21 protein-coding genes are annotated in these 23393 nt (G+C 67.5%); 11 read left to right on the forward strand and 10 right to left on the reverse strand.

Annotation, left to right across the window (positions count from 1 at the left end; translation table 11 throughout):
• Positions 1-13: 13 nt before the first annotated feature.
• The 3 genes from AAN986_RS24745 to AAN986_RS24755 form a co-directional block, all read right to left on the reverse strand.
• The gene (locus tag AAN986_RS24745) at positions 14-895 is read right to left on the reverse strand and encodes a transporter associated domain-containing protein (RefSeq protein ID WP_016446494.1); all 882 of its coding nucleotides are present in this window, start codon (positions 893-895) and stop codon (positions 14-16) included.
• Positions 896-1001: 106 nt separating this feature from the next.
• Entirely contained in the window at positions 1002-1727 is a 726-nt protein-coding gene (locus AAN986_RS24750; protein WP_046985773.1) for a GNAT family N-acetyltransferase, read from the reverse strand.
• Positions 1728-1862: 135 nt separating this feature from the next.
• A complete protein-coding gene (locus AAN986_RS24755; protein ID WP_016446496.1) occupies positions 1863-2345 on the reverse strand; it encodes an Lrp/AsnC family transcriptional regulator in 483 nt (160 codons plus the stop codon).
• Between the two features lie 374 nt (positions 2346-2719).
• Here AAN986_RS24755 and AAN986_RS24760 point away from each other — a divergent pair, with 374 nt between their 5' ends.
• Both AAN986_RS24760 and phhA read left to right on the forward strand, forming a co-directional pair.
• The gene (locus AAN986_RS24760; RefSeq protein ID WP_223275136.1) at positions 2720-3838 is read left to right on the forward strand and encodes a tripartite tricarboxylate transporter substrate binding protein; all 1119 of its coding nucleotides are present in this window, start codon (positions 2720-2722) and stop codon (positions 3836-3838) included.
• A gap of 64 nt (positions 3839-3902) precedes the next feature.
• Entirely contained in the window at positions 3903-4814 is a 912-nt protein-coding gene (gene phhA, locus AAN986_RS24765; protein WP_133072448.1) for a phenylalanine 4-monooxygenase, read from the forward strand.
• Here phhA and AAN986_RS24770 read toward each other — a convergent pair.
• Positions 4748-5737 carry an alpha/beta fold hydrolase gene (locus AAN986_RS24770; protein WP_016451849.1) on the reverse strand — a complete coding sequence of 330 codons (990 nt, stop codon included), beginning with the start codon at positions 5735-5737 and terminating at the stop codon, positions 4748-4750. The two genes, phhA and AAN986_RS24770, sit on opposite strands and share 67 nt — an antisense overlap.
• Positions 5738-5939: 202 nt before the next feature.
• Here AAN986_RS24770 and AAN986_RS24775 point away from each other — a divergent pair, with 202 nt between their 5' ends.
• The 4 genes from AAN986_RS24775 (at position 5940) to AAN986_RS24790 (ending at position 12450) form a co-directional block, all read left to right on the forward strand.
• Entirely contained in the window at positions 5940-7640 is a 1701-nt protein-coding gene (locus AAN986_RS24775) for a long-chain-fatty-acid--CoA ligase (protein WP_016451850.1), read from the forward strand.
• An 85-nt stretch (positions 7641-7725) separates the two neighbouring features.
• On the forward strand, positions 7726-8685 hold the full coding sequence (locus AAN986_RS24780; protein ID WP_133072447.1) for an MBL fold metallo-hydrolase: 960 nt from the start codon (positions 7726-7728) through the stop codon (positions 8683-8685).
• 673 nt (positions 8686-9358) lie between these two features.
• Positions 9359-11659 (forward strand): catecholate siderophore receptor Fiu, encoded by a 2301-nt coding sequence (locus AAN986_RS24785; protein ID WP_133072466.1) that lies wholly within the window; start codon positions 9359-9361, stop codon positions 11657-11659.
• 110 nt (positions 11660-11769) lie between these two features.
• A complete protein-coding gene (locus AAN986_RS24790; RefSeq protein ID WP_016446503.1) occupies positions 11770-12450 on the forward strand; it encodes a Fe2+-dependent dioxygenase in 681 nt (226 codons plus the stop codon).
• 14 nt (positions 12451-12464) lie between these two features.
• Here the strand turns inward: AAN986_RS24790 and AAN986_RS24795 are convergent, their stop codons facing one another.
• Both AAN986_RS24795 and AAN986_RS24800 read right to left on the reverse strand, forming a co-directional pair.
• The gene (locus AAN986_RS24795; protein WP_047217751.1) at positions 12465-13028 is read right to left on the reverse strand and encodes a DUF4124 domain-containing protein; all 564 of its coding nucleotides are present in this window, start codon (positions 13026-13028) and stop codon (positions 12465-12467) included.
• A 108-nt stretch (positions 13029-13136) separates the two neighbouring features.
• Positions 13137-15116, reverse strand: coding sequence for a lytic transglycosylase domain-containing protein (locus AAN986_RS24800; RefSeq protein ID WP_047217752.1), 1980 nt, complete (start codon positions 15114-15116; stop codon positions 13137-13139).
• Positions 15117-15131: 15 nt separating this feature from the next.
• Between AAN986_RS24800 and AAN986_RS24805 the strand changes: the two genes are divergently transcribed.
• Entirely contained in the window at positions 15132-15704 is a 573-nt protein-coding gene (locus AAN986_RS24805) for a 5-formyltetrahydrofolate cyclo-ligase (RefSeq protein WP_012203191.1), read from the forward strand.
• 141 nt (positions 15705-15845) lie between these two features.
• On the opposite strand, the gene queC is transcribed toward AAN986_RS24805, so the two are convergent.
• A complete protein-coding gene (gene queC / locus AAN986_RS24810; RefSeq protein WP_197065135.1) occupies positions 15846-16595 on the reverse strand; it encodes a 7-cyano-7-deazaguanine synthase QueC in 750 nt (249 codons plus the stop codon).
• A gap of 97 nt (positions 16596-16692) precedes the next feature.
• Between queC and AAN986_RS24815 the strand changes: the two genes are divergently transcribed.
• Positions 16693-17385, forward strand: coding sequence for a glutathione S-transferase family protein (locus AAN986_RS24815; protein ID WP_016446508.1), 693 nt, complete (start codon positions 16693-16695; stop codon positions 17383-17385).
• Positions 17386-17597: 212 nt separating this feature from the next.
• Positions 17598-18851 carry a multifunctional CCA addition/repair protein gene (locus AAN986_RS24820; RefSeq protein WP_047217754.1) on the forward strand — a complete coding sequence of 418 codons (1254 nt, stop codon included), beginning with the start codon at positions 17598-17600 and terminating at the stop codon, positions 18849-18851.
• Between the two features lie 25 nt (positions 18852-18876).
• Here the strand turns inward: AAN986_RS24820 and AAN986_RS24825 are convergent, their stop codons facing one another.
• Positions 18877-20829 carry a sensor histidine kinase gene (locus AAN986_RS24825; RefSeq protein ID WP_047217755.1) on the reverse strand — a complete coding sequence of 651 codons (1953 nt, stop codon included), beginning with the start codon at positions 20827-20829 and terminating at the stop codon, positions 18877-18879.
• A 73-nt stretch (positions 20830-20902) separates the two neighbouring features.
• On the opposite strand from AAN986_RS24825, the gene AAN986_RS24830 reads away from it, so the two are divergent.
• Positions 20903-21586 carry a response regulator transcription factor gene (locus AAN986_RS24830; RefSeq protein ID WP_016446511.1) on the forward strand — a complete coding sequence of 228 codons (684 nt, stop codon included), beginning with the start codon at positions 20903-20905 and terminating at the stop codon, positions 21584-21586.
• 42 nt (positions 21587-21628) lie between these two features.
• Here the strand turns inward: AAN986_RS24830 and trxC are convergent, their stop codons facing one another.
• Together trxC and AAN986_RS24840 are read right to left on the reverse strand one after the other, a co-directional pair.
• The gene (gene trxC / locus AAN986_RS24835; RefSeq protein WP_349335504.1) at positions 21629-22063 is read right to left on the reverse strand and encodes a thioredoxin TrxC; all 435 of its coding nucleotides are present in this window, start codon (positions 22061-22063) and stop codon (positions 21629-21631) included.
• Positions 22064-22137: 74 nt separating this feature from the next.
• Positions 22138-22332, reverse strand: coding sequence for a DUF2905 domain-containing protein (locus AAN986_RS24840; protein ID WP_012203183.1), 195 nt, complete (start codon positions 22330-22332; stop codon positions 22138-22140).
• Between the two features lie 145 nt (positions 22333-22477).
• Between AAN986_RS24840 and AAN986_RS24845 the strand changes: the two genes are divergently transcribed.
• Positions 22478-23374, forward strand: a complete 897-nt coding sequence (locus AAN986_RS24845; protein WP_349335505.1) for a hypothetical protein — start codon at positions 22478-22480, stop codon at positions 23372-23374.
• Positions 23375-23393 lie beyond the last annotated feature (19 nt).

Here is a 23393-nt window from a genome sequence, read left to right on the forward strand (position 1 = left end):
GAAAGGGGCAGCCTCAGCTGCGCAGCAGACTGTCGGCTGCGGGATCGCGCACCACCTTGAACCAGCGCACGGCGCCGCCCTTGGTGTGCAGCACGGTGAATTCCAGGCCGGCCAGATGGATCTGCTCGCCGCGCTTGGGCACATGGCCCATTTCGTGGGCGATCAGGCCTCCGATGGTGTCGAACTCATCTTCGGGATCGCGGGCATGCAGGGCGACCTCGAAGGCTTCGTTCACATGCTCGATGGTGGTGTCGCCCGCCACGCGGTAGCTGTTGTCGGCCAGGGCGAAGATGTCGCCCTCGTCCTCGGGGATGTCGAACTCGTCCTCGATCTCGCCGACGATTTCCTCCAGCACATCCTCGATGGTCACCAGGCCTGCCACGCGGCCGAACTCGTCGATGACCACGGCCAGATGGTTGCGGTTGCCCCGGAACTCGCGCAGCAGATCATTCAGGCCCTTGCTCTCCGGCACGAAGGCGGCGGGGCGCAGCAGGGCGCGGATGTTCAGGTCCGGTGAACGCTGCAGCTTGAGCAGGTCCTTGGCCAGAAGGATGCCGATGATGTTCTCGCGCTCGCCCTGGTAGACCGGGAAACGCGAATGTGCAGTGGTGATGACCTGGTGCAGCAGTTCATCGAACGGAGCGTCGATGTTGACCAGGTCCATGCGAGGGGCTGCGACCATGACGTCGCCGGCCGTCATGTCGGCCATGCGTATCACGCGTTCGAGCATGACGCGGGACTCGGGGCCGATGACCTGGTTGTCCTCGGCGTCGGCCAGGGTCTCGATCAGCTCGTCAGGAGAATCAGGGGCCGGGTGGATGAACTCGGCCACCTTTTGCAGGAAGCTTCGCTTGCTTTCCTTCTCGGAAGAGCGCGCAGGATGGGGGTCGGACACTGTCTTGGAGTGCAGGACGTGCGGTAGTGAAACAAGCCGCAAGGATAGCGGATTGCTCCGTCACCCCTGCATGCGCTGCGCCAATTCCCTTTGCGGCGTTTTGCGCCTATTCGCCGGCCTGGTGGCGGCCATCCTGCACGCCACGGCGGATTTCCTGCACGTCGGCCAGGAAATCCCAGAACTGCTTGGCCTGCTTCTTGAGCTGGTAGTCCACCTCGCCGATGTGCTCGGTCATCAGCGACGCCATGTGCGTGTCGATGCCGGCGGGCGGCAGCTGCAGGTAGGCCTCGGACTCGGAGCCATCGCGCTTGATGGTGGCGCCAGCCTTGCGCGCAATCTTGAGCATGGCCGTGTTCTCCGACAGCGCGTGGATGAACATCATGGACACGCCCTTGGTGCGTGCATGGATCACCGCGCGGTTGAACAGGCGCCCGCCGTAGCCGCGGCCGCGTGCCTGCTTGAGCACGGAAACGCCGAATTCGGCGCAGCTCTTGTGCTCGGGATGCGAGGCAAAGGCCAGATGCGCCATGGCGATCAGCTCGAGCCGGCGGTTGTAGATGCCGAAGATGTCGTCGCGCTCGAAATCAAGCTGCATCGCATAGCGGCGAACCTGCTCGTCGCTGGCGGCATAGCCGAAGCGCAGGTAGCGGTCGCCGTCATCGAGCTTGAGCAAATGCGCCACCACGCGTTCGCGGTGGGACGGGCCCAGCGAACGAATGGGCACCATGGACGCGGAGCGCCCATCGGGACGGTGCGGCTGGCCTGCGCTCGCACGCAACATGTCCCGGCCGGCCTGCCAGGACGCCTTCAACCAGTCTTTGGATGCATTCATGGCTCAAATATAGGTAAAAACCCGAGGTCGAGCAACGAAGATATTGCAATGCAACAAAACCGTAAGGTTTTGGCATGCAAACCAATTTCCCCTCCCTGCAACACCCGACGGCCTGGCGCCTGTCGAGCCCGAAGGCTACAAAGGCACGGCCGTGGTCACCTTGACGCGATCCATCACGAAGCTGGTCTTGCAATCCTGCACGCTGGGATGCTTGAGCAAGGTGTCCATGACGAAGCGCGTGTAGTGCTGCATGTCGGCCACGACCACACGCATCAGATAGTCCATCTCCCCGGTCAGCGACACGCACTCCACCACTTCGGGCCAAGTCTGCACGCTGGCGCGGAACACGTCCATGGGGTTGCGCTTGCTGGTCTCGGTGTACTTCTCCAGGCGCACGTTGAGATAGGCGGTCAGCCCCAGGCCCACGGTCTCCGGCTGGACCAGGGCCACATAGCGGTCGATCACGCCGCTGTCTTCCAGGCGCTTGACCCGGCGCAGCACGGCACTGGGAGACAGGCCGACCTGCTCCCCGATGACGTCATAGGTTTCCCGGCCGTTGGCCTGCAGGCGGCGCAAAATGGCCCGATCCAGTTTGTCGATGGTGTGCGTGGCGCTCATGGCGGTGGACTCGTAAATAAGTACGGATTTCTTCAGGGTTAACCCGAATTAACCAGTTAAATTGCGATAAACAAAAGAATTCCGCAATTTTCATGCATTCCGCATTTTCCCACCAAGGGCAAACGGCAAAAAGCTGAAGCCCCTCCCGCCTACAGTGACAGCACTGATCGCAAGCCCGCAGGCCATGCCTGGGGCGCCCGAAACACTGTCCTGCACAAAAAGGCCGGAGACCCCCATGAAAGCCCCGCTGAACCTGGCCCAGTTCCCCGCCCGCGCACAGACGGCCCGGCGCGCGCAGGACATGGGCGCGTGCGGCCTCAGCGGCAGTCGGCGCTGCCTATACTGCGGGGATCGCCTCCATTTCGCTTCACGCCATGACGCCCCGCCACGACGCCACCCGCGCCATGCCACGCCATGCCCGTGCATCTGCGCCAGTACGTGCACCTGCGGCAGCCGGCCCGCAGCCGTCGGCCCGGATGGCGCGGCGCAGCCTGCTGGCGGCCCTGGCCGCCCTGCCCTGGCTGCCGGCTTCGGCACAGCCCCAGCCGCCCCCGACAGCCTCGACAGCCTTGACAGCCCCGGCGCGCGACGCGAAATCCGACGCCCTGACCCTGATCGTTCCCTATGCAGCCGGCGGCCCCCTGGACCGCACGGCGCGTCCTCTGGTCGAGGCCAGCTCCGCGAAGCTGGGGGCCATCCACATTCTTTACGTGCCGGGCGAAGGCGGCGCCAAGGGCTCGAACATGGTGGCCCAGGCCACGGCCCAGGACCGCTTGCTGCTGATGGGCGCGGCCGCCACGCACGCCGTGCTGCCCTGGCTGCAGCCCCAGCTGGGCTACGACCCGCTGCGCGACTTCCAGCCGCTGGTGCTGGTGGCGCGCATGCCCAATGTGCTGGTGATGCGCAGCGATCTGGCGCGCCAGTGGCGCATACGCACGGCGCTGGACCTGCAGCGCTTTCTTGCCAAGCACCGCCAGCCGCTGCGCTATGCCTCGGGCGGGCCGGGCAGCAGCGGGCACCTGTCGGGCGAGATGTACCAGATGCTCACGCGGCTGCCGCTGCTGCATCTGCCGTTTGGCGGAACGCAGCCGGCGCTGTCGGCCCTGCTCGACGGATCGGCCGATCTGCTGTTCGACAGCCTGGCGTCCTCGCTGCCGCACATCCGTGCAGGCCGGCTGCAGGCCCTGGCCGTGACCACGCTGGAACGCGTGCCGCTGCTGCCCGAGGTGCCCAGCCTCAACGACACGGTACCGGGCTTCAACCTCGCCAACTGGTTCGGCCTGTTCGCGCCTGCCGGCTGGCCCGCCGACCTGGCCCAGCGCCATGCCGCCGTGTTCTCGAAGGCCATGCGCAGCAGTCCGGTGCAGGAAACGCTGACCGCCATGGGCGTGCTGCCCGAAGACCTTCAGCTGCAGGAGTTCGCGCGCTTTGTGCGCTCCGAGCACAGCAAATACGGCCTGCTGGTGCAGGCCGCCCGAATCCGCCAGCTCTGAGCCGCGCAGGTGCCTTGCCTGCCCCCGGCCCGGGGCAGCAATGACAAGATCCCTGGAGAGCACCATGATGAGCACCGCAGCGACCCCCACCTCGTCCCACGTACCCGCCCACGCCCCCGGTGTGGCACCCGTGGTCTACGGCCAGGCCGACCGCCCGCCGCGCGGCGACTACAGCCGCGCCAGCGACGACTACACCTGCGCGCAGGACTACGACGCCTACACCGAGGCCGACCACGACACCTACCGGCGCCTGTACGAACGCCAGTCCGCCCTGCTGCCGGGACTGGCCAGCCAGCACTTCATCGACGCCCTGCCCTCGCTGGGCGCCAAGGACCGCATTCCGCGCTTCGAGGAAGTCAACGAGCGCCTGCGCCGCGCCACGGGCTGGGAGATCGTCGGCGTGCCGGGCCTGATTCCCGAGGTGCCCTTCTTCTCGCTGCTGGCCAACCGCAAATTCCCGGTCACGGACTGGATCCGCAAGCCCGAGGAGTTCGAGTACATCGTCGAGCCCGATGTCTTCCATGACCTCTTCGGCCATGTGCCGCTGCTGTTCAACCCCGTCATCGCCGACTACATCCAGGCCTATGGCCAGGGCGGGCTCAAGGCCGCCGAGCTGGGCGCCTGCGAGATGCTGTCGCGCCTGTACTGGTACACCATCGAGTTCGGGCTGATCCGCGAGCAGGGCGGCCTGCGCGCCTACGGCGCGGGCATTCTGAGTTCTTCGGGCGAGCTCAACTACTCGGTGCGCAGCCCCGAGCCGCAGCGCCTGCCGCTGTCGCTGGAGCGCGCCATGCGCACGCTCTACAAGATCGACACCTACCAGCACACCTACTTCGTGATCGACGACCTGCAGCAGCTGTTCGACCTCACGGCCGCCGATTTCGAGCCGCTGTACCGCCAGCTGCGCGATCAGCCGACCATCGCGGCCGATGCGCTGCTGCCCGGTGAAGTGGCCCTGCAGACTTCCGCGTCCTGAAGCCGCTCGCGCAGCTCCAGGCAAAAGCGCCAGACGCGCTCGTCGAACACCAGCTGCACATGGGCCACGTCGTCCAGGCGGTGCGCGTGCTGCCCTGGCAGCGTGGCCACGGGGAAGGGAAAGACGATGTTGTCGCAGCAGCTCCACCAGCAGCTGAAGGCCACCTCGGGCGGCGGCGGCCCCAGGCGCTGCAGCCAGGAACTGTCCTCGCGCATCTGAAGCGCCGGCAGGCCATGGGCGAAGCGCGCCATCCAGGTGCCGCGGTGCGGCGTGGCCAGGGTCACCACATGGGCAGCCAGTTGCCGGCGCTCCTGCGCGGACAACCGGCCCAGCCAGGCACGCACCACCAGCCCGCCCATGCTGTGGGCCACGATCAGCGGCGCCTGCCCCGTGGCCTGGGCCATGCGGCGTGCGCAGGCATCGAGGTCGGCCACCATGGCGTCGATGGATGCGCCGTGCGCCGGCTCCAGCGTCATGGCCGCGCAGGCAATGCCGCGTTCCTTGAGCCGCCGCAGCCATGGCGCCCAGACCGCGCGATTGCAGAAGAAACCGTGGACCAGCACCATGCCGACCTGGCCTGTGACCGGGCTTGCGTTTTGTCCTGCGGCCGGGTCACCTGGCCAGCCATCGGCCTCGGCATGGACCCGGAAGGGCAGGCGCCAGCCAAACACCTGCACGGCCAATGCCCACTCGGCGAGCCAGGCTGCCGCCACCGTGCGCCATGCGGGCACGGGTGCGCCGGCCTTGCGCACCACGCGGCGCATCAACACCATCTGCAGGCCCAGATGCAGGCCCGGCCAGCACAGGCCCGGCAGCGCTCCTGCCAGCGCCAGCCCGCGCGATTCCGGCCACCACCATGCCAGCCAGGCCATGGCGCCGGCCAGCGTGCCCAGCGCCACCATTTGCAGAATGCGTGCGTTCACGGCAGCCCGCCCTCCCTGAAAAAAACGCCAACGTAGCACAGAGCGGCCGCACTTTCGTGGGGGACGGCGGCCCCTGCCTAGGACAACCCCGCGTAGACCGCAAAGCACCCGCCTGACCAGAATCAGCCGCAGCGGTGGCCGGCCGACCGGCGCCTGCCCCTTTGCCGTTCCCCTGTCTCACCAGCAACCCAAGGTACCCTGCATGGACGCTGCGCCCTGGCTCAAGAACTATCCCGCCGATGTGCCCCACGAGGTGCATCCCGAGCAATACCGCTCGCTCACACATCTGCTGGAGGAGGCCTTCACCCAGCATGCGGACCTGCCCTTCTCGGTGTGCATGGACCGCTGGATGAGCTACCGCGAGCTGGACCAGCTGTCCACGCGCCTGGGCGCCTGGCTGCAGGGTCTGGGGCTGGAGCCCGATGCGCGCGTGGCCATCATGCTGCCCAATGTGCCGCAGTTCGCCGTGAGCATGGCGGCCGTGCTGCGCGCCGGCTACACCTGTGTCAACGTCAATCCGCTGTACACCCCGCGCGAGCTGGAGCACCAGCTCAAGGACTCGGGCGCCACGGCCATCATCATCCTGGAGAACTTCGCCCACACCCTGGCCGACGTGATCGAGCGCAGCGCCATCCGCCATGTCTGCGTCACGGCCATGGGCGATCTGCTGGGCGGCATGTATGGCAGCTGGATCACCTTCGCCGTGCGCCACCTGGCCAAGATGGTGCCGGCCTACAGCCTGCCGCTGGACGGTGAGGGCGGCACCGTGCGCGAGGTCACGACCTTTTCCCAGGCGCTGGCGCGCGGCGCCCAGAAAGAGCTGCGCCCCAGCCAGGCGGGACTGGATTCGGTGGCCTTCCTGCAATACACGGGCGGCACCACCGGGCTGTCCAAGGGTGCCGTGCTCACCCACCGCTGCATCGTGGCCGCCACGCTGCAGGCGCATGCCTGGTTCACGCCGGCCCTGCACGGGCGCGTCAGCGCGCAGGACACGCACATCATCGCGGCGCTGCCGCTGTACCACATCTTCGCGCTCACGGTGAGCCTGTTTGCCATGCGCATGGGCGCCAGCCTGAGCCTGATCCCCAATCCGCGCGACATCCCCAAGTTCGTCAAGGTGCTGCAGAAACGGCCCTTCCACATCCTGCCGGCCGTCAACACCCTGTTCAACGCCCTGCTCAACAACGCCCAGTTCCGCGAGCTGGACTTCTCGCAGCTGCGCGTGTCGCAGGCCGGGGGCATGGCCGCCAGCGAGGGCACGGCGCGCCAGTGGCAGCAGGTCACGGGCAGCGTGATGATCGAGGGCTGGGGCATGAGCGAGACCTGCGCCATCGGCACCAACAACCCCGTCACCGCCACAGCCTTCAGCGGCACCATCGGCCTGCCGCTGCCGGGCATCTCCATCGCCATCAAGGACGACGAAGGCCGCGATCTCCCGGCCGGCGAGGCCGGCGAGCTGTGCATCAAGGGCCCCAACGTCATGCGCGGCTACTACAACCAGCCCGACGAAACCGCCAAGGCCTTCACGGCCGACGGCTACATGCGTACCGGCGACATCGGCGTGATGGACCAGGAAGGCTTCACCCGCATCATCGACCGCAAGAAGGACATGATGGTGGTCAGCGGCTTCAACGTCTATCCGAACGAGCTGGAGAACGTGATCTCCATGTGCCCCGGCGTGCTCGAATGCGCGGCCGTGGGCGTGGCTGACGAGCGCCAGGGCGAGGCCATCAAGGTCTACGTGGTGCGCAGCGACCCGGCACTGACCGAGGACCAGGTGATGCGCTTTTGCCATGACCAGCTCACCGGCTACAAGCGCCCGCGGCAGGTGGAGTTCCGCGACGAACTGCCCAAGACCAATGTGGGCAAGATCCTGCGGCGCGCCCTGCGCGATCCCGCCTGAAATCCGGACAGCCGCAGCTGTAGCCCACGCGTCAGCCGTGGCTGCCTGCGGCTGTTAGCCTCGGGCAAAAGCTGCCCACCTCCTCATGACAACCTCCGCACCAACCAGCGACAGCGCCGCGCTGCCCCCCGGCATGACCGTGCTGGAGCGCGGCTGGCTGTCGGCCAACAACATCGTCTTCGCGGCCGACCCTGCCGATCCGCAGGACGACGGCGCGGCCGTGGTCGATACCGGCTACGTCAGCCATGCCGATCAGACCGTGCTGCTGATCGAGCAGACGCTGGCGGGCCAGCCGCTGGCGCGTATCCTCAACACCCATCTGCACAGCGACCACTGCGGCGGCAATGCCGCACTGCAGGCGCGCTGGCCGCAGGCCCGGACCTATGTCGCGCCGGGCCAGGCCGAATTCGTGCGCCACTGGAATCCCGAGGCGCTGAGCTACACCCCCACCGGCCAGGAATGCCCGCCATTTGCGCTGACCGGCGTACTGCAGCCCGGCGCCAGCGTGCGGCTGGCCGGGCGCGACTGGCAGATCCATGCCGCGCCGGGGCATGACCCGCACTCCATCATCCTGTTCGAGCCTGCCAGCCGCACACTGATCTCGGCCGATGCGCTCTGGGAAAACGGCTTCGGCGTGGTGTTTCCCGAAATCGAGGGCCTGCAGGCCTTCGAGGAAGTGGCCGCCACGCTGGATGTGATCGAGGCCCTGGCACCGCTCACCATCGTCCCCGGCCACGGCGGCGTTTTCACGGGCGTGGCCGCGGCGCTGGACACGGCGCGCCGCCGCCTGGACGGCTTTGTGCGCGCCCCCGAGCGCCATGCCCTCTACGCGGCCAAGGTGCTGCTCAAGTACCGGCTGCTGGACTGGCAGCGCGTGCGCACCACTGAACTGCTGGCCTGGCTGGACGCCACGCCCTACTTCGGCATGCTGCATACAGGCTATTTCAGCCACGAGACCGCCGAGCACTGGAGCCGCACGCTGGTGGATGCGCTGGTGCAATCGGGCGCGGCGCAGCGCGAGGGCGAATGGGTTCACAACGCCTGAACGAAACAGATCTGCGATAGGCGCAAACCACGCCAATCACATCACCGGCCGCAAGCACTGCGCAGCTGCGGCACCACGGGCAGCATCTTCATCGACCGCGTGCGCAACCTGGGCAGCCCGATGCGCGACACCTTCAACATCGAGGACATCGAGATCGTCAAGGGCGCCTCGGGTTCCGAGTACGGGCGCAGGCGCCCTGGCGCCCGCCAATCTCTACGATCCCGGCGTCAGCGATGCGATCACGGGCCAGGACATCCGCTATGCCGGCCAGATCAACGAAGGCCACACCAAGACCCTTGCGCTGTACGCCTTCATGGCCTGGGAGCTCAGCGCGAACCTGAGCCTGCAGCTGAACGTCTACAACCTCGCCAACCAGCGTTACATCGCCAGCCTGAACAGCGCGCGGCGCGCACCATATCCCGGGCGGGGCGCGCTCGGCCAGGCTGGTCGCCGCGCTGAAGTTCCGAGACAGGGCTGTTGCTGGGCGGCAACGGCCATCCATTCACTTATCAGACTATTCTTATATTTTTATTAGGAATCATTACCATTCTCAATCCAGGCAAAACTGCCTGATCCAGCCAGCACCGGCAAGCCAAGACAGCTCTCCAGCCGCCCGCGCAACGCCGGCCAGCAAGCCAGCATGTTCACTGCCCATCCCGCTTTCCGTTCAACCATGGCGAACTCCAACTCGTACATCAAAAGCCGCAAACACGACAGCGCTGGCCGCTCGCCGTCGGCCGGCATCATCGCTGCAGCCGCGGCCCTGGCCACCCTGGGCATGCCGGCCGTGGCCCAGACACAGACGCCCAGCGCCAGGACCGCGCCCAGCCTCAAGGAAGTGACCGTCGAAGGCTCGCGCAGCACCGGCTACGAACCCGCACAGGTCTCCTCCCCCAAGTTCACGCAGCCGCTGGTGGACACGACGCAGACCATCTCCGTCATCAAGGAGCAGGTGCTGCAGGAACAAGGCGCCACCACGCTGACCGAGGCGCTGCGCAACGTGCCCGGCGCCGGCACCTTCTACGCGGGCGAGAACGGCAACACCAGCACGGGTGATGCCATCTACATGCGCGGCTTCGACACCTCCAACAGCATCTATGTGGACGGCGTGCGCGACGTGGGCTCCATCTCGCGCGACGTGTTCAACACCGAGCAGGTGGAAGTCACCAAGGGCCCGGCCAGCACCGACTACGGCCGCAGCGCGCCCACCGGCGCCATCAACATGGTCACCAAGCAGCCCAGCCTGGCCGACAGCTTCGGCGCCTCGCTGGGCGCGGGTTCGGGCAGCTACAAGCGCTCCACCGTGGACTGGAACAAGAGCCTGACCGGCATGGGCGGTGCGGCCTTCCGGCTCAACGCCATGGTGCAGGACGCCGGCGTCGCCGGCCGCGACCGCGTGGCCAATGACCGCTGGGGCATCGCACCGTCGTTCGCCTTCGGACTGAACACCGACACGCGCACCTACCTGAACGTGCTGCACGTCAAGCAAAGCAATGTGCCGGACGGCGGCGTGCCCACCATCGGCCTGCCCGGCTACAGCAACACCGATGCGCGCCTGAACGCGGGCCGCCCCGTGGACCCCAGCCGCTTCTACGGCACCAGCGCCGACCACGACGACGTGACGGCCGACATGGTCACGCTGCGCGTGGAGCACGACTTCACGCCCGACACCACGCTGCGCAACACCACGCGCTGGGGCCGCACCAAGCAGGACTACCTGCTCACGGCCTTCATGACGCTGTCCAGCAACAACAGCAGCAATCCCGCCGACTGGACCGTGGCACGCAGCCTGCCGACCTTCAAGAACCAGGTCAACGACATCGTCACCAACCAGACCAACCTGACGACCAAGCTGGCGACAGGCAGCGTGCGGCACGAGCTGAGCACCGGGGTGGAGATCACGCGCGAAAAGCAGAGCAACTACGGCACGGGCACCACGGGCGCCTGGCCCAATGCCAGCCTCTATGACCCGCAGGTGCCCAACTCCGGCCTGAACTGGTCGCGCAACGGCGCCGACAGCAAGGGCTCGACCGACACCTTCGCGCTGTACGCCTTCGACACGCTCAAGTTCAACGAGCAATGGCAGGCCAACGCCGGCCTGCGCCTGGACCGCTACAAGACGCAGTACGACGCACGCGCCGTCTGCGGCGGCCGCAGCGGCCCGGCCTGCGGCAGCAATCCTGCAGGCACCGTGCTGCCCAGCGCCGTGGGCCTGGAGGCCTCCGACACCCTGCTGAGCTGGAAGATCGGCGGCCTCTACAAGCCCGCGCCCAATGGCAGCGTGTACGTGAACTACGCCCTGTCGCAGCAGCCACCGGGCGGTGCCAACTTCACGCTGTCCACGGCCGCCAACAACGCCAACAACCCCAACATGGACCCGCAAAAGGCCAAGACCGCCGAACTGGGAACCAAGTGGGAGCTGATGGACAAGCGCCTGCTGCTGACAGGCGCGCTGTTCCGCACCGAGATCACCAACGAGATCGTCACCAACCCTGACGGCACCGTGGGACAGACCGGCAAGAAGATCGTGCAGGGCCTGGAGCTGGGCGCCACGGGCCAGATCACGCCCGCCTGGGGCGTGACTGCCGGCTACACGCTGCAGGACACCAAGGTGGACACGGGCGCCACCGTGGCGCAGGACGGCTCCAGCGGCCTGACCTATACGCCCAAGAACGCCTTCTCACTGTGGACCAGCTACCAGTTCCCGTTCGGCCTGACGCTGGCTGGCGGGGCGCGCTACTCGGGCGGACTCAAGCGTGGCACCGACGGAGCCGTGGGCACGCCCAACTTCACCGATGCCTACTGGGTCTTCGACGCCATGGCCAGCTACCGCATCAACAAGAACGCCGACATCCAGCTGAACTTCTACAACCTGTTCGACAAGGAGTATGTGGGCGCCATCAACAAGAGCGGCTACCGCTATTTCCCGGGCACGCCGCGCTCCGTGCGCGTGACGGCGAACTTCCGCTTCTGAGTGGATGCAAGACGGGCGGCCGCGCCGGCCTTGCAGCGCGCAGAGCGCCGACAATCCCAGTACCGCCCCGGCCCCGCCGGGGCTTTTTCCATGCGAGGAGGACCCGCACCATGATGCTGCACATTCCCGACGTGCTCACGCGCCAGCAGGTCACTGCGATCCGCACAGCCATCGACGCCGCCGACTGGGTGGATGGCCGTGCCACGGCGGGCAGCCAGGGCGCCCGGGTCAAGCGCAACCGCCAGTTGCCCGAAGACTCGCCCGTGGCACTGGAGCAGGGCCGCACCATCGAGCAGGCGCTGGCGGCCAATGCGCTGTACTTCAGTGCCGCCCTGCCCGCGCGCACCATGTCGCCGCTGTTCAACCGCTATGCAGACAGTGAAACCTATGGCCTGCACGTGGACGGTGCGGCACGGCGCCTGCCAGGCGCGCAGCAGTGGATGCGCACCGATGTGTCCTGCACCCTCTTCCTCTGCGATCCCGAGGACTACGATGGCGGCGAGCTGGTCGTGGTGGACACCTACGGCACGCACGAGGTCAAGCTGCCGGCCGGCGACCTGATCCTCTATCCCTCCACCAGCCTGCACCGCGTGGAGCCCGTCACCCGGGGCGAGCGCGTGTGCGCCTTCTTCTGGGCGCAAAGCATGGTGCGCGACGACACACGCCGCGCCATGCTGTTCGAGATGGACCAGACCATCCAGCGCCTGCGCGAAAAACTGGGCGAGACCGATGAAACCCTCAGCCTCGCGGGCCAATATCACAACCTCCTGCGCATGTGGGCCGAGACCTGAGGGATGGGATCGCTTCAGGGCTTGTGCTTTTCCGCGCAGCCGATCAGGTGGTTGTAGCTGTTGGACATGCACTGGTACATGGCCTTGGAGCGGCCCGTGGAGGCCTGGCAGTCGGCCACGGTGGCGTGCGTGCGCGCCTCGCGGAACTTGCCTGCGGTTGCATCGAACTGCGCCTGCGTGATGTAGCCGCCCTTGAGGTTTTTCTGGCCGTTCTCGACCATGGTGTCCACCTGGCTGCGGATGTTGTCCACGGCGGCGGCGCAGTTCAGCGGCACCTCCTTGGAATCGACCTTGCTCAGGCCCTTGGCCACGCCGTCCGCCAGCTCGCGCACCTGCTTGGGCAGCTTCTTCGTGCCGTCGGGATTGCGCTCTTCGCCAAACCGGCCCGAGCCTGCGCCCGAGCTGCCATTGGGCGAGACCTTGATCTGGCCGGCATCGGCCTGGTCGACGGGCAGCTGCGAACCGTAGTGCGTGCGCCCTTCGGCATCCACCCATTTGTAGACGGGCTGCGCTGCCGCCGTGCACGCCCATGCAAGACCCAGCGCGACCCAGGCCGCGCGGCTCCCTGTTGTTGTCATTCTTGAAACCCCTGCGGTATCCGGGGCCGCGGCATGCGGCCCGCCAGTCGGTAACCAAGTGTAGCGCCGACAGGCATCGCCGCACCCCGCAGGAATGTCAAGTGCGGCTCAGGGCAGGTCCTTGCTGGGGTCGGGCGTGGCCGCATCACGCGGGCCGATGGTGCCCAGGCGGCTCTTGAGCGACTGAGGCTGGCCCGTGATCAGCGCCGCGTAGTTGGTGGTGTTGGACAGCACCTTCTTCACATAGTCGCGCGTCTCGGTGAAGGGCACGTTCTCGGCCCAGATGGCGGCGTCGAGCACCGGGCCGTTGCGCCAGTTGCGCGGGCGGCCGGGGCCGGCGTTGTAGCCGGCCGCAGCCAGCGCCATGGAGCCGTCGAAATCGTCCAGCGCCAGCTTCAGATAGGCGGTGCCTATGGTGATATTCACATCGCGGTCATTGATCATGGACGGAGAAAAGTCCGTCATGCCGATCTTGCGCGCCGTCCACCGGGCCGTGGCCGGCATGACCTGCATCAGGCCCGAGGCGCCTACGCCCGAGCGCGCATCCATGATGAAGCGGCTTTCCTGGCGGATCAGTCCATAGACGTAGGCCGGGTCCAGCCCGATGGAGCGCGAGCGCGCCAGCACCGTGTCGTGGAAGGGCATGGGAAAGCGCTGGCTCCAGTCGGCAAAGCTGCGGGTGCGCTCGCTGGTGTTGATGCAGCGGTCCCAGACCTGCTGCTGGCAGGCCAGGTCGGCGGCGGCCAGCAGTTCGCGGTCGTTCATGCCGCCGGCCTGGTGCAGGTTGGTGGCGTAGTTCCATTCACGCACGCCTTCGCTGCGCAGGCCGTTCTGGATGGCGTAGAGGCCGCGCACCAGGCTGGGGTTGGCGCGGGCGGCGGCCTTCTCCTGTGCCGTGGGCGGCGCAGGCGGCGGTGGGGCCGTCACGCGCTGGCCGATATCCTCCAGCGCCAGCTGTTCGTAGAAACTGCCGGGGCCGGCCATGTCCTCCAGCAGCTGGCGCGCCTCGGAGCGCTCCTGCTCGCTGGGGCGGCCCGACAGCAGGGCGCGGGCCTTCCAGTAGGTCCATGTGTGTTCGGTGCGCTCAGGTCCCATGGCGTCGATGGCGCGGCGCACCGTGCGCCAGTCGCCTGCACGCAACGCGGCACGCACCTTCCAACCCAGCAGTTCGTCGCTGAGATCGCCGTCCTTGCGCACCTTGCCGAAATAGGCCGCAGCCTCGGGCTGCAGCTTGAGCGCGGCCTGCTTGCCGATCACGCCCCAGGCCCAGTTGTTCTCCTCGGCCGTCAGCCGGGCACCCCAGCCGCCTTCCAGCTGGGTGGCCGCCGCCGCCGGGTCGCTGGACGCCATGCGGATCAACGCCAGCAGCGCCAGTTCCTTGGGCACGGCACCGCGCACGCGCGTCTGCCCGGCCAGGTACTTCGCCGGCGAGGCGAACACCTGCGCCACCTGGGGCAAGGCCTCGGGAGCGACGATGGCCACGGCATCGCGCGTGGCCTTTTGGCGATTGGCCTCGGCCGCCTGGCGCGCCTTGCGCCAGACTTCGGGTTCGCTGATCTGCTTGGCCGCGTACAGCTCGCCGGCGGCGTAGGTGCAGCCGTCGTCGGCGTCGCGCTGGGCCCACCACAGGTCGCGCACCTGCTGGCCCAGGTTGGCAGCAGGCTGGCCCTTGATGCTGTCGATCAGCAGGGCGTAGCAGCTGACGGAGCGGTCATCGCGCATGCGAAACGCACCATGCACCTGGTCGAACATGCCCCAGTCCCGGCGCTGCCCCAGCAGCAGCAGCCAGTCGTTGCGCAGCCGGTCTTCATGGTAGGTGCCGGGCCAGCGCTTGAAAAACCCCAGAATCTCATCGGCACTGGCTTCATCCAGCCGGGCCTTGAGTTCCCAGTACGCGGCCCAAGGTTCGAGCACATGGCCACGCGCAGAAGGCAGCAGCTGCGTGAGCTTGGCCTTGTCGCCTTTGCGGAAGGCCTGCTGCATTTCCAGCAAGACATCGTCGCCACGGTTTTGCGCCAGCGCAGGCGTGGCTGCGGTGGTCCAGAGGGAAGCCGCCAAAAGCGGTGTCAAAATCTTCAGCCAGTGCATGGAGGAAATTATCTGATGGACAAAGCAGCCCTGCGCCGCAGCTTGATAGACCAGCGCCTCAATCTTCCCGACCGACTGCAGCGCGCCGACGCGCTGCAACAGGTCATGCGCTTTTGGCTGATCCAACGGCCCGACACCGTGATCGGCGCCTATTGGCCGATCAAGGGAGAGTTCGATCCGCTGCCCGCGCTTCACCGCTGGAAGGAAGATGGCGAGCTACAGGGTACCCCACAAAGGCGCCGAATCGGACTGCCGGTGATTGACAAGCAGCGTAAGACACTCAGCTTTCACGCCTGGTACCCGGGCTGTCCCATGGAAGAGGATGCCTACGGCATTCCCAAGCCCAAGGACACCGAAACCCTGACCCCCACCCTGCTGTTCGTGCCCTGCGTGGGCTACGCGGCCGGCGGCTACCGCCTGGGCTATGGCGGGGGTTTCTACGACCGCACCCTGGCCGAACTGCAGCCCAAGCCCTTCACCGTGGGCCTGGGCTACGGCTGCGGCTATGTGGACGAGTTCGAGCCCGAGCCGCATGACCTGCCGCTGGACGCCATCCTGAATGACCACGGAGTCGTCTGGCCGGTGTAGAACAAGCACCCCCTGAGGCGCTGCGCGCCTTCCCCCTCTCTGCCCGCTTCGCGGGGGAGGGGGACGACACCCTCACTGCGGGGCGACCCTTGCTCGGTGTCCCTCGCTTTTGGCCGCGCCGGTTTTTAGCGCTGTGCTTCTTTAGTTTGCTGTCTCGCGCTGCGCCTGCCATTGATGCCAGCCGCGGGCTCGCAGGTCGCAGGCGGGGCAGGTTCCGCAGCCGTAGCCCCAGTCGTGCAGCGTCTCGCGCGTGCCCTGGTAGCAGGTGTGGGTGTCGCGCTGGATGAGGTCCACCAGGGTGTCGCCACCCAGGTCGTGGGCCATTTGCCAGGTCTGGGCCTTGTCTATCCACATAAGCGGGGTTTCGATGCGCAGGCGCCGCTCCAGGCCCAGGTTCAGGGCGAGCTGCATGGCCTTCATGGTGTCGTCACGGCAGTCGGGGTAGCCGGAGTAGTCGGTTTCGCAGACGCCGGTGACGATGACCGACAGGCCGCGACGGTAGGCCAGCGCGCCGGCCAGGGTCAGGAACAGCAGGTTGCGGCCGGGCACGAAGGTGTTGGGCAGGCCGTCGGCCTGCATGGCGAAGGCCACGTCCTCGGTCAGGGAGGAGCCGCCGATCTGCTGCAACACGTCCAGCGAGAGAACATGGTCGTCACCCAGGCGCGGTGCCCATTCGGGAAAGTCCCTGGCCAGCCGCTCGCGCACCTGCTGGCGCACCTGCATTTCCACGCTGTGGCGCTGGCCGTAGTCGAAACCCAGGGTCTCGACGCGCTCGTACATCGACAGTGCCTGCGCCAGGCAGGTGGTCGAATCCTGGCCGCCGGAAAACAGGACCAGCGCAGCCGTGTGGCGCCCCGCTGGCGCCTGGGGGGAAGAGCTATCGTTTTGCATGGCACGCATTAGAGCGCGCCCAGGCAGCGCCCGGCTCCTACATGGGTTTTCCTGCCATGCTTGCTAAGCTGTAGGGCCTATCGCGGAGGTTGCGGCCATGCTCACGCTCTATATCGGCAACAAGAATTACTCATCCTGGTCCATGCGCCCCTGGGTGCTGATGCGCCAGGCCGGCATTGCTTTCGAAGAAGTCATGCTGCGCTTTGACAGCTTCGACGAGCAGTCCGCCTTCAAGCAGCGCGCCCGCGCGCTGTCTCCCTCGGGCCGCGTGCCCGTGCTCATGGATGAAGGCATGGCCATCTGGGACAGCCTGGCCATCTGCGAGTACCTGGCCGAGAAATTCCCTGAAAAACACCTGTGGCCGACCCTGGCCCTGAACCGCGCCCGCGCGCGCAGCCTCTGTGCCGAGATGCACAGCGGCTTCGGCGCGCTGCGCTCGCTGTGCCCCATGAACATCGAGGCCCAGTTGCCCGAGGTCGGCGCGCGGCTGTGGGCCGAGCGCGCGGACCTGCGCGACGATGTCCAGCACCTGTCCGAGCTGTGGCAGCCGCTGCTGTCCACGGCCAGCGGCCCCATGCTGTATGACCAGTTCAGCATCGTCGATGCCTTTTTCGCGCCCGTGTGCATGCGCCTGACGACCTACGAGCTGCCGCTGGCCCCGGCCATCGACGCCTACGTGCGCCGCGTGCGCGCCTTGCCGGGCGTGCAGGACTGGGTGCAGGGCGCACTGGCCGAGCACGATTTCCGGCCGTTCGAGGAACCCTACCGCAGCGCGCCTGCGGCCGGCTGAGCGGCGCACCAGCAAAAGTCGGAGCACTGCTGCGCTGGGGTGGGCGCGGCCTGCGCAATGCCGCGGTTGCGGAGCCATTGCAGCGGCCGTCCGGCTGGTGCTGCTTGAGTGTGTCTCCAGACGGAATCCGAAAGAAAGCATGCGCTCGGCACTCCATCGGTGCGTGGAGGCAGCCCGCCATCATGTCACCGCCCAGGCCCTACCATTGCGGCATGAGCGAATTTCAGGTGTACATGGTGGGCGGCGCGGTGCGCGACCGTCTTTTGGGGCGGGCCGTGCATGACCGCGACTGGGTGGTGGTCGGCGCCACGCCCGAACAAATGTCCGCGCGCGGCTTTCTGCCTGTGGGGCGGGACTTCCCGGTCTTCCTCCATCCCGAGACGCACGAGGAATACGCGCTGGCGCGTACCGAGCGCAAGAGCGGCCTGGGGTACCGGGGTTTCGTCGTGCAGGCGGCGCCCGATGTCACGCTGGAGCAGGATCTGGCCCGGCGCGACCTGACCATCAATGCCATGGCCGCTCCTGCGGACTGGGATGGTGAAAGCGCCATCACCGATCCCTACCACGGCCAGGCCGATCTTCAGGCCCGGGTGCTGCGCCATGTGACCGGGGCCTTCCGCGAAGACCCGGTGCGCATCCTGCGCGTGGCGCGCTTCGCGGCACGTTTCCACGAATTCACGGTGGCGCCGGAAACCATGGCCCTGATGCGGGAGATGGTGGCCGCCGGCGAGGTGGATGCCCTGGTGCCCGAGCGCGTGTGGCAGGAGATCAGCCGTGGCCTCATGGAGCGCCGCCCCTCGCGCATGTTCGAGCTGCTGCGCGAGTGCGGTGCGCTGTCCGTGCTGCTGCCCGAGCTGGAGCGGCTGTGGGGCGTGCCCCAGCGCGCCGAGTACCACCCCGAGGTCGATACCGGCGTGCACGCCATGATGGTGCTGGACATGGCCGCACAGCTCGACGCCCCCCTGCCCGTGCGATACGCCTGCTTGGTGCACGACCTGGGCAAGGGAACGACGCCGGCCGATGTGCTGCCGCGCCACATAGGCCATGAGCAGCGCAGCGCCCGGCTGGCCGAGAAAGTGGGCGAGCGTCTGCGCGTGCCCACGGACTGCCGCGAACTGGGCGACGTGGTGGCGCGCGAGCACGGCAACATCCACCGCAGCGGCGAACTCAACGGCGCCGCCATCGTCCGCCTGCTGGAGCGCTGCGACGCCATCCGCAAGCCCGCGCGCTTCGAACAGGCCCTTGCGGCCTGTGAATGCGACGCGCGGGGGCGCCTGGGTTTCGAGGACCGGCCCTACCCCCAGCGTGCCCGCCTGCGCGATGCGCTGGCCGCAGCGCTGTCCGTCTCCACCTCTGACATCGCCGCCCAGGCCGCTGCGCGCGGCAAGCAGGGCAAGGCCATCGGCGAAGCCGTGCAGGCGGCGCGCGCACAGGCCGTGGCAGATTGGCTGGCGCAGGCGGCCTGAGCGCAAAGGCCGCCACACACGGGAATCAGGCTAGCGCCACGGGCAGGACCAGTCGCAGGCACACGGGCTGCTCGCCTCCTGCCGTCAACAAGGCCACGCTGCCGCCCAGCCGCTCGGCGATGCGCCGCACCAGGTACAGCCCCAGCCCGGCGCCGGGCCGGTGCTGGGCGTTGCGGCCACGGTAATACCTTTCGAACAACTGGTCCTGGTCCGCCTGGGCAATGGGCTCTGCCGGATTCGAGACCTGGATCTCCAGACCCTCGCCCTGCCTGATCACGTCCAGGCGGACCGATTCGCCCTCGGGCGTGTGGCGGTCTGCATTGGCCAGCAGATTGCGCAGCGCGATGCGCAGCAGGCCGGCATCGGTGATCAATTGCTGCGTGCCCCCGCCCAGTTGGCAGACGATGCGGCCGGGCGCAAAGTCCAGGCACAAGCCATCCACCAGCGCATGCAGGTCGCAGGGCTGCAGGCGTGGCTCGGCATGGGGCTGGGGGTCGGCCATGCGGTCGTCGGCCAGGCAGTCGTCCACCAGGGCCAGCAGGCGCTGGGCGGCTTCGCGGATGTTGCGGCTGCGTGCCAGCGTCTTGTCGGGCGGTGCCGCCAGATTGCGCGCCAGTTGCTGCGCACTGGTCAGGATGATGGCCAGCGGCGTGCGCAGCTCGTGCGAGACCATGGCGACAAAGTCGCGCTGCTCCTGGCGCACCCTGCGCTCCAGCGCCAGCGCCTCGCTGAGTTCGCTTTCGCGCAACTGTCGCTGCCGCAGTTCCGCCTCCAGCCGGACCTGCTCGCGCTCTCGAATGCGGCGCCTGCGCTCGTATCCGCCGATGATCCAGCCACTGAGCAGCAGCATGTGCGCCATGGTGCCCAGCGCGGACGCATGCGTGGACACCAGCGCGGTCAGCGCGTTCATGGGCAGCCAGCCCAGGTTGCGCAGGAAAGAGATCAGCACGCCGGCATAGAAGATGCCGAACGCCAGCATGAAGAACCGTGCCGGGGCATGGCCGCGCCGCCACAGCCAAAGGGCGAATGCGAGAAAACCCACGGTCAGCGGCAGGGTCATGGCCTGCACCGGGACCATGCCCGCCGAGTAGTGCCCCGACACCACCAACAGCATGCAGCACAGGCTGAACAGCCACAGCAGCGGCACGATCTGGCGCACCAGCCGCGGATACAGCGATGCCAGCTCCAACTGCCTGCAGGCCAGTTGCATGGAGATCGCCAGGGCGCCGGCAATGCCGCATCCCAGCAGGCGGTCGCTCCAGAAACCCGGCAGGCCCGTCAACTGCTGCACCAGCCCCAGCGATACCACCTCATTGAGCACGCAGACGCTGAGATAGGCCAGAAACAGGCCGCTCACCGGAGCCCGCGTGCCCAGCCAGAACACCAGTTGCACGCCAATCAACAGCAGGTACAGCCCGAAGTACAGGCCGAACGAGAGGGCCTCGCGCCGCGTATGGTTGTCGAACGCCAGTCGCTGCCACAGATCGATACGGGTGACGAGCGCGTTGCGCGCACGCAGGCGCACCAGCAACTCGTATGACCCGGCGGCAGCAGGTTCGAACTGGAATGCGGGACTGCGGTAGTCCACCGGCCAGGCGTGACGCGAAATCTCTTCGCCACTGCGCCCCAGCAGCTGCCAGGGGTCGCCAGGCCGGCGCACATGGACCTCCACCTCATCGAGCAGGGCATTGCCCAGCAACAGCATCCAGCTGCCGGGCTGCTGCACCTGCAGCGGCATGCGCAACCAGACCGCCGCCTGCGTGAAGCTGGCGTTCAGGTGCCCTGGCATCGCCTTCCACCCGGGCGCCAGGTCGGCCTGCCGGACATCGAGCAGGCCCGAAGCGTCATCGAGCCGCTGCCACTGCCCTGCGGTCTCCTGCATGGGCACATCGGGGTCCAGCACGAGGGTCCGGGCCTGGAGCAGCAGTGGGCACAGCAGCCAGGCCAGCACGATGAGGGTTGCACGGTAATATCGCATCTGAAGTCCACCACGGGGCCGCCAGCGTACACCAGCTGTCTGCGCTGTCACCCGCCTGCCCTCCTCCCAGTCCATGCTTGATGTGATCCTGCTCGAAGACGAGCCCGTGCTGCGCCATGAACTGGGCGAGTTCCTCGAATCCCTGGGCTATGCACCGCAGTGCGTGGCCAGCCTGCAGGAGTTCGACCGCCATTTCGATGCGCGGCGCCACCGGCTGGCCATCATCGACATCGGCCTGCCCGACGGCAACGGCCTGGCGCTGATCCAGCGCCTGCGCCAGCAGGGCCAGCAACTGGGCATCATCGTCTTCAGCGCGCTCAACAGCAGCGCCAACCGCATCGACGGCCTGGAGATCGGCGCCGACCACTACCTGGGCAAAGGCTGCGATCTCGACGAGCTGGAAGCCACCCTGGCCGCCCTGGTGCGGCGCCTGGGCCTGCAGCAGCGCCAGGCGCCGTGGCTGCTGCAGCTTGGCCCCAGCCGCCTGCAGCCCCCCGCCTCGCCCCCTGTGGCGCTGTCACACCAGGACCTGCTGGTGCTGCACTGCCTGATGGGCAAGGCAGGGGCCAGCGTCAGCCGCCGCCAGATCGTGCAGGCGCTGGGTGGAGACTATCTGGTCTACGACCAGCGCCGCCTGGACACCCAGATGCGCCGGCTGAGGCGCAAGGTGCAAGAGGCCAGCGGCCAGCAGCTGCCTGTCAAGACGCTGCGCAACAGCGGCTATTGCTTCTATCTGCCGGGTGAAGTGCAGGCCTGAGGAAGGGCCTGAAGGCGCCCGGTCCTTGTGGCCTGGCAACCATCAGACGACCGAGCGCACCCAGCGCACGATCTCGCCGGCAGGCAGCGCGCCGGAGACACGGGCGATCTCGCGTCCTTCCTTGAACACCACCATGGTCGGGATGCTGCGGATGTTCCAGGGCGCGGCAGCGTGGGGGTGCGCCTCGGTATCGAGCTTGGCCAGCTGCACGCCGGGCGCCAGCGCCTGCGCCGCCTGCTCGAAGGCCGGCGCCATCATGCGGCAGGGGCCGCACCAGGGCGCCCAGAAGTCCACCACCACCGGCGCCTGGCTGCGCCCCACATGCCTGGCAAAGCTTTGCGCATCCAGCGCCACGGGCTGGCCGGTGACCAGCGGCTGGTGGCAGCTGCCGCAGTCAGGCGCGCTGCCGAGCTGGTCGGCCGCAATGCGGTTGGTGGTGTGGCAATGGGGGCAGACGAAATGCAGCTTGTCGGACATGGGCGGCCTCTTGTTCGGAAGTCATGGGGCAATGCCTGCATATACGGGCGGCGCGCCCGTGCTTCAAGCCATGCTCAGACCAGCTTGGCGATCAGGGCGGCAATCACGCTGAGCAACACGGTGCTGGCAATGGGCAGAAAAATCACGCGGCCGAACAGGCGAAAGCGGAAGTCGCCCGGCAGGCGGCCCAGGCCTATGCGCTCCAGCCAGGCGTGCAGGCCATTGAACAGCAGCAGGGCCAGGAAGATGACGAGGAGCCAGCGGATCATGGCGCCGAGTGTACGGCGGCGGCGCGTCATGGGCGGGACACATGGGCGCCCTACATTGGGAAAGTCCCGTGGCGGGAGGCTTCGGGACCATTCGCGACAAGCCCCCTTCTTCCATGGCTCCATGCCGCAACAAGACAACCCCACCATGCAACACACATCCAGGCGCCTTCTTCTCGCCATCCTGCCTGCCGCTCTGCTGGCGGCCTGCGCCAGCGCTCCGGCCCCCACCACGGCAGCCGCAGCGTCGGGCGCCATCGACAACAGCGCCCTGCAGCGCAGCGATTTCCGCACCCATCAGGCCACCTATGGCCTGGTATATCGCCTGCCGGCCGATGCCACGGCCATCATGGACAGCCAGGTCACGCCCGTGGTGCACGAGCAGTTGCTGCGCCTGAAGCTGGTGGCCGAGGCCAACACCTTCAACCTGCCCCATGTCACCGTAGTGCATATCCACAGCGCCGACCCGTCCACGCCGCGCAAGATGCTGGCCGCCCTGCCGGCATTGCCGCCCGTGCTGCAGGACGTGCACCTGAAGAATTTCTACACCACCGAGGCCGCCAAGGGGGCCGGCAAGCCCTGGTGGCTGGACCTTGGCATCGTCAAGTCCGGCCCGGCCTACGAGGCCATGATGGACTTCAACACCCGCGCCACCGCCGCCATGGCGCCGCTGCGCGACGGCCCGCTGCCGCGCGTGACGGGACCCGTCTATGCCCGGATGAACGACTCGGCCAAGGCCATGGTGCAAAGCGTGGGTGTCAGCGGCATCAACCAGGTGCAGGCCGGCAAGGAGGTGCGCAGCCACAACCCGCACAACACCCTGGTCTACAGCGAAGCCACCTTCACGCCCGAGATCGAGCGCGCCATGGGCGAGACGGCCGCGCGCCTGAACCGCATCCTGCCCGGCGGCCTCACGACCACGTTCGAGAACCTGTCCATCGTGGAGCTGGGCTTCTCTGGCAACGTCACGCGCGAGATCTACCGCATCAACCTCAAGGACCAGACGGTCCACGACGTCAGCAACGGCCGCAGCGTCCAGCGCTGAGGCAGGCGGGCCCCGGCCC

It is taken from the genome of Delftia sp. DS1230, assembly GCF_040112715.1.
Lineage (GTDB): Bacteria > Pseudomonadota > Gammaproteobacteria > Burkholderiales > Burkholderiaceae_C > Comamonas > Comamonas tsuruhatensis.

What these genes read in the sequence shown, in the direction of transcription:
- AAN986_RS24750 (WP_046985773.1), bottom strand. Translation starts at nt 1,727, where the DNA reads ATGAATGCATCCAAAGACTGGTTGAAGGCGTCCTGGCAGGCCGGCCGG.
- AAN986_RS24755 (WP_016446496.1), bottom strand. Translation starts at nt 2,345, where the DNA reads ATGAGCGCCACGCACACCATCGACAAACTGGATCGGGCCATTTTGCGC.
- AAN986_RS24760 (WP_223275136.1), top strand. Translation starts at nt 2,720, where the DNA reads ATGACGCCCCGCCACGACGCCACCCGCGCCATGCCACGCCATGCCCGT.
- phhA (WP_133072448.1), top strand. Translation starts at nt 3,903, where the DNA reads ATGATGAGCACCGCAGCGACCCCCACCTCGTCCCACGTACCCGCCCAC.
- AAN986_RS24775 (WP_016451850.1), top strand. Translation starts at nt 5,940, where the DNA reads ATGGACGCTGCGCCCTGGCTCAAGAACTATCCCGCCGATGTGCCCCAC.
- AAN986_RS24780 (WP_133072447.1), top strand. Translation starts at nt 7,726, where the DNA reads ATGACAACCTCCGCACCAACCAGCGACAGCGCCGCGCTGCCCCCCGGC.
- AAN986_RS24785 (WP_133072466.1), top strand. Translation starts at nt 9,359, where the DNA reads ATGGCGAACTCCAACTCGTACATCAAAAGCCGCAAACACGACAGCGCT.
- AAN986_RS24790 (WP_016446503.1), top strand. Translation starts at nt 11,770, where the DNA reads ATGATGCTGCACATTCCCGACGTGCTCACGCGCCAGCAGGTCACTGCG.
- AAN986_RS24795 (WP_047217751.1), bottom strand. Translation starts at nt 13,028, where the DNA reads ATGACAACAACAGGGAGCCGCGCGGCCTGGGTCGCGCTGGGTCTTGCA.
- AAN986_RS24800 (WP_047217752.1), bottom strand. Translation starts at nt 15,116, where the DNA reads ATGCACTGGCTGAAGATTTTGACACCGCTTTTGGCGGCTTCCCTCTGG.
- AAN986_RS24805 (WP_012203191.1), top strand. Translation starts at nt 15,132, where the DNA reads ATGGACAAAGCAGCCCTGCGCCGCAGCTTGATAGACCAGCGCCTCAAT.
- queC (WP_197065135.1), bottom strand. Translation starts at nt 16,595, where the DNA reads ATGCAAAACGATAGCTCTTCCCCCCAGGCGCCAGCGGGGCGCCACACG.
- AAN986_RS24815 (WP_016446508.1), top strand. Translation starts at nt 16,693, where the DNA reads ATGCTCACGCTCTATATCGGCAACAAGAATTACTCATCCTGGTCCATG.
- AAN986_RS24820 (WP_047217754.1), top strand. Translation starts at nt 17,598, where the DNA reads ATGAGCGAATTTCAGGTGTACATGGTGGGCGGCGCGGTGCGCGACCGT.
- AAN986_RS24825 (WP_047217755.1), bottom strand. Translation starts at nt 20,829, where the DNA reads ATGCGATATTACCGTGCAACCCTCATCGTGCTGGCCTGGCTGCTGTGC.
- AAN986_RS24830 (WP_016446511.1), top strand. Translation starts at nt 20,903, where the DNA reads ATGCTTGATGTGATCCTGCTCGAAGACGAGCCCGTGCTGCGCCATGAA.
- trxC (WP_349335504.1), bottom strand. Translation starts at nt 22,063, where the DNA reads ATGTCCGACAAGCTGCATTTCGTCTGCCCCCATTGCCACACCACCAAC.
- AAN986_RS24840 (WP_012203183.1), bottom strand. Translation starts at nt 22,332, where the DNA reads ATGATCCGCTGGCTCCTCGTCATCTTCCTGGCCCTGCTGCTGTTCAAT.
- AAN986_RS24845 (WP_349335505.1), top strand. Translation starts at nt 22,478, where the DNA reads ATGCAACACACATCCAGGCGCCTTCTTCTCGCCATCCTGCCTGCCGCT.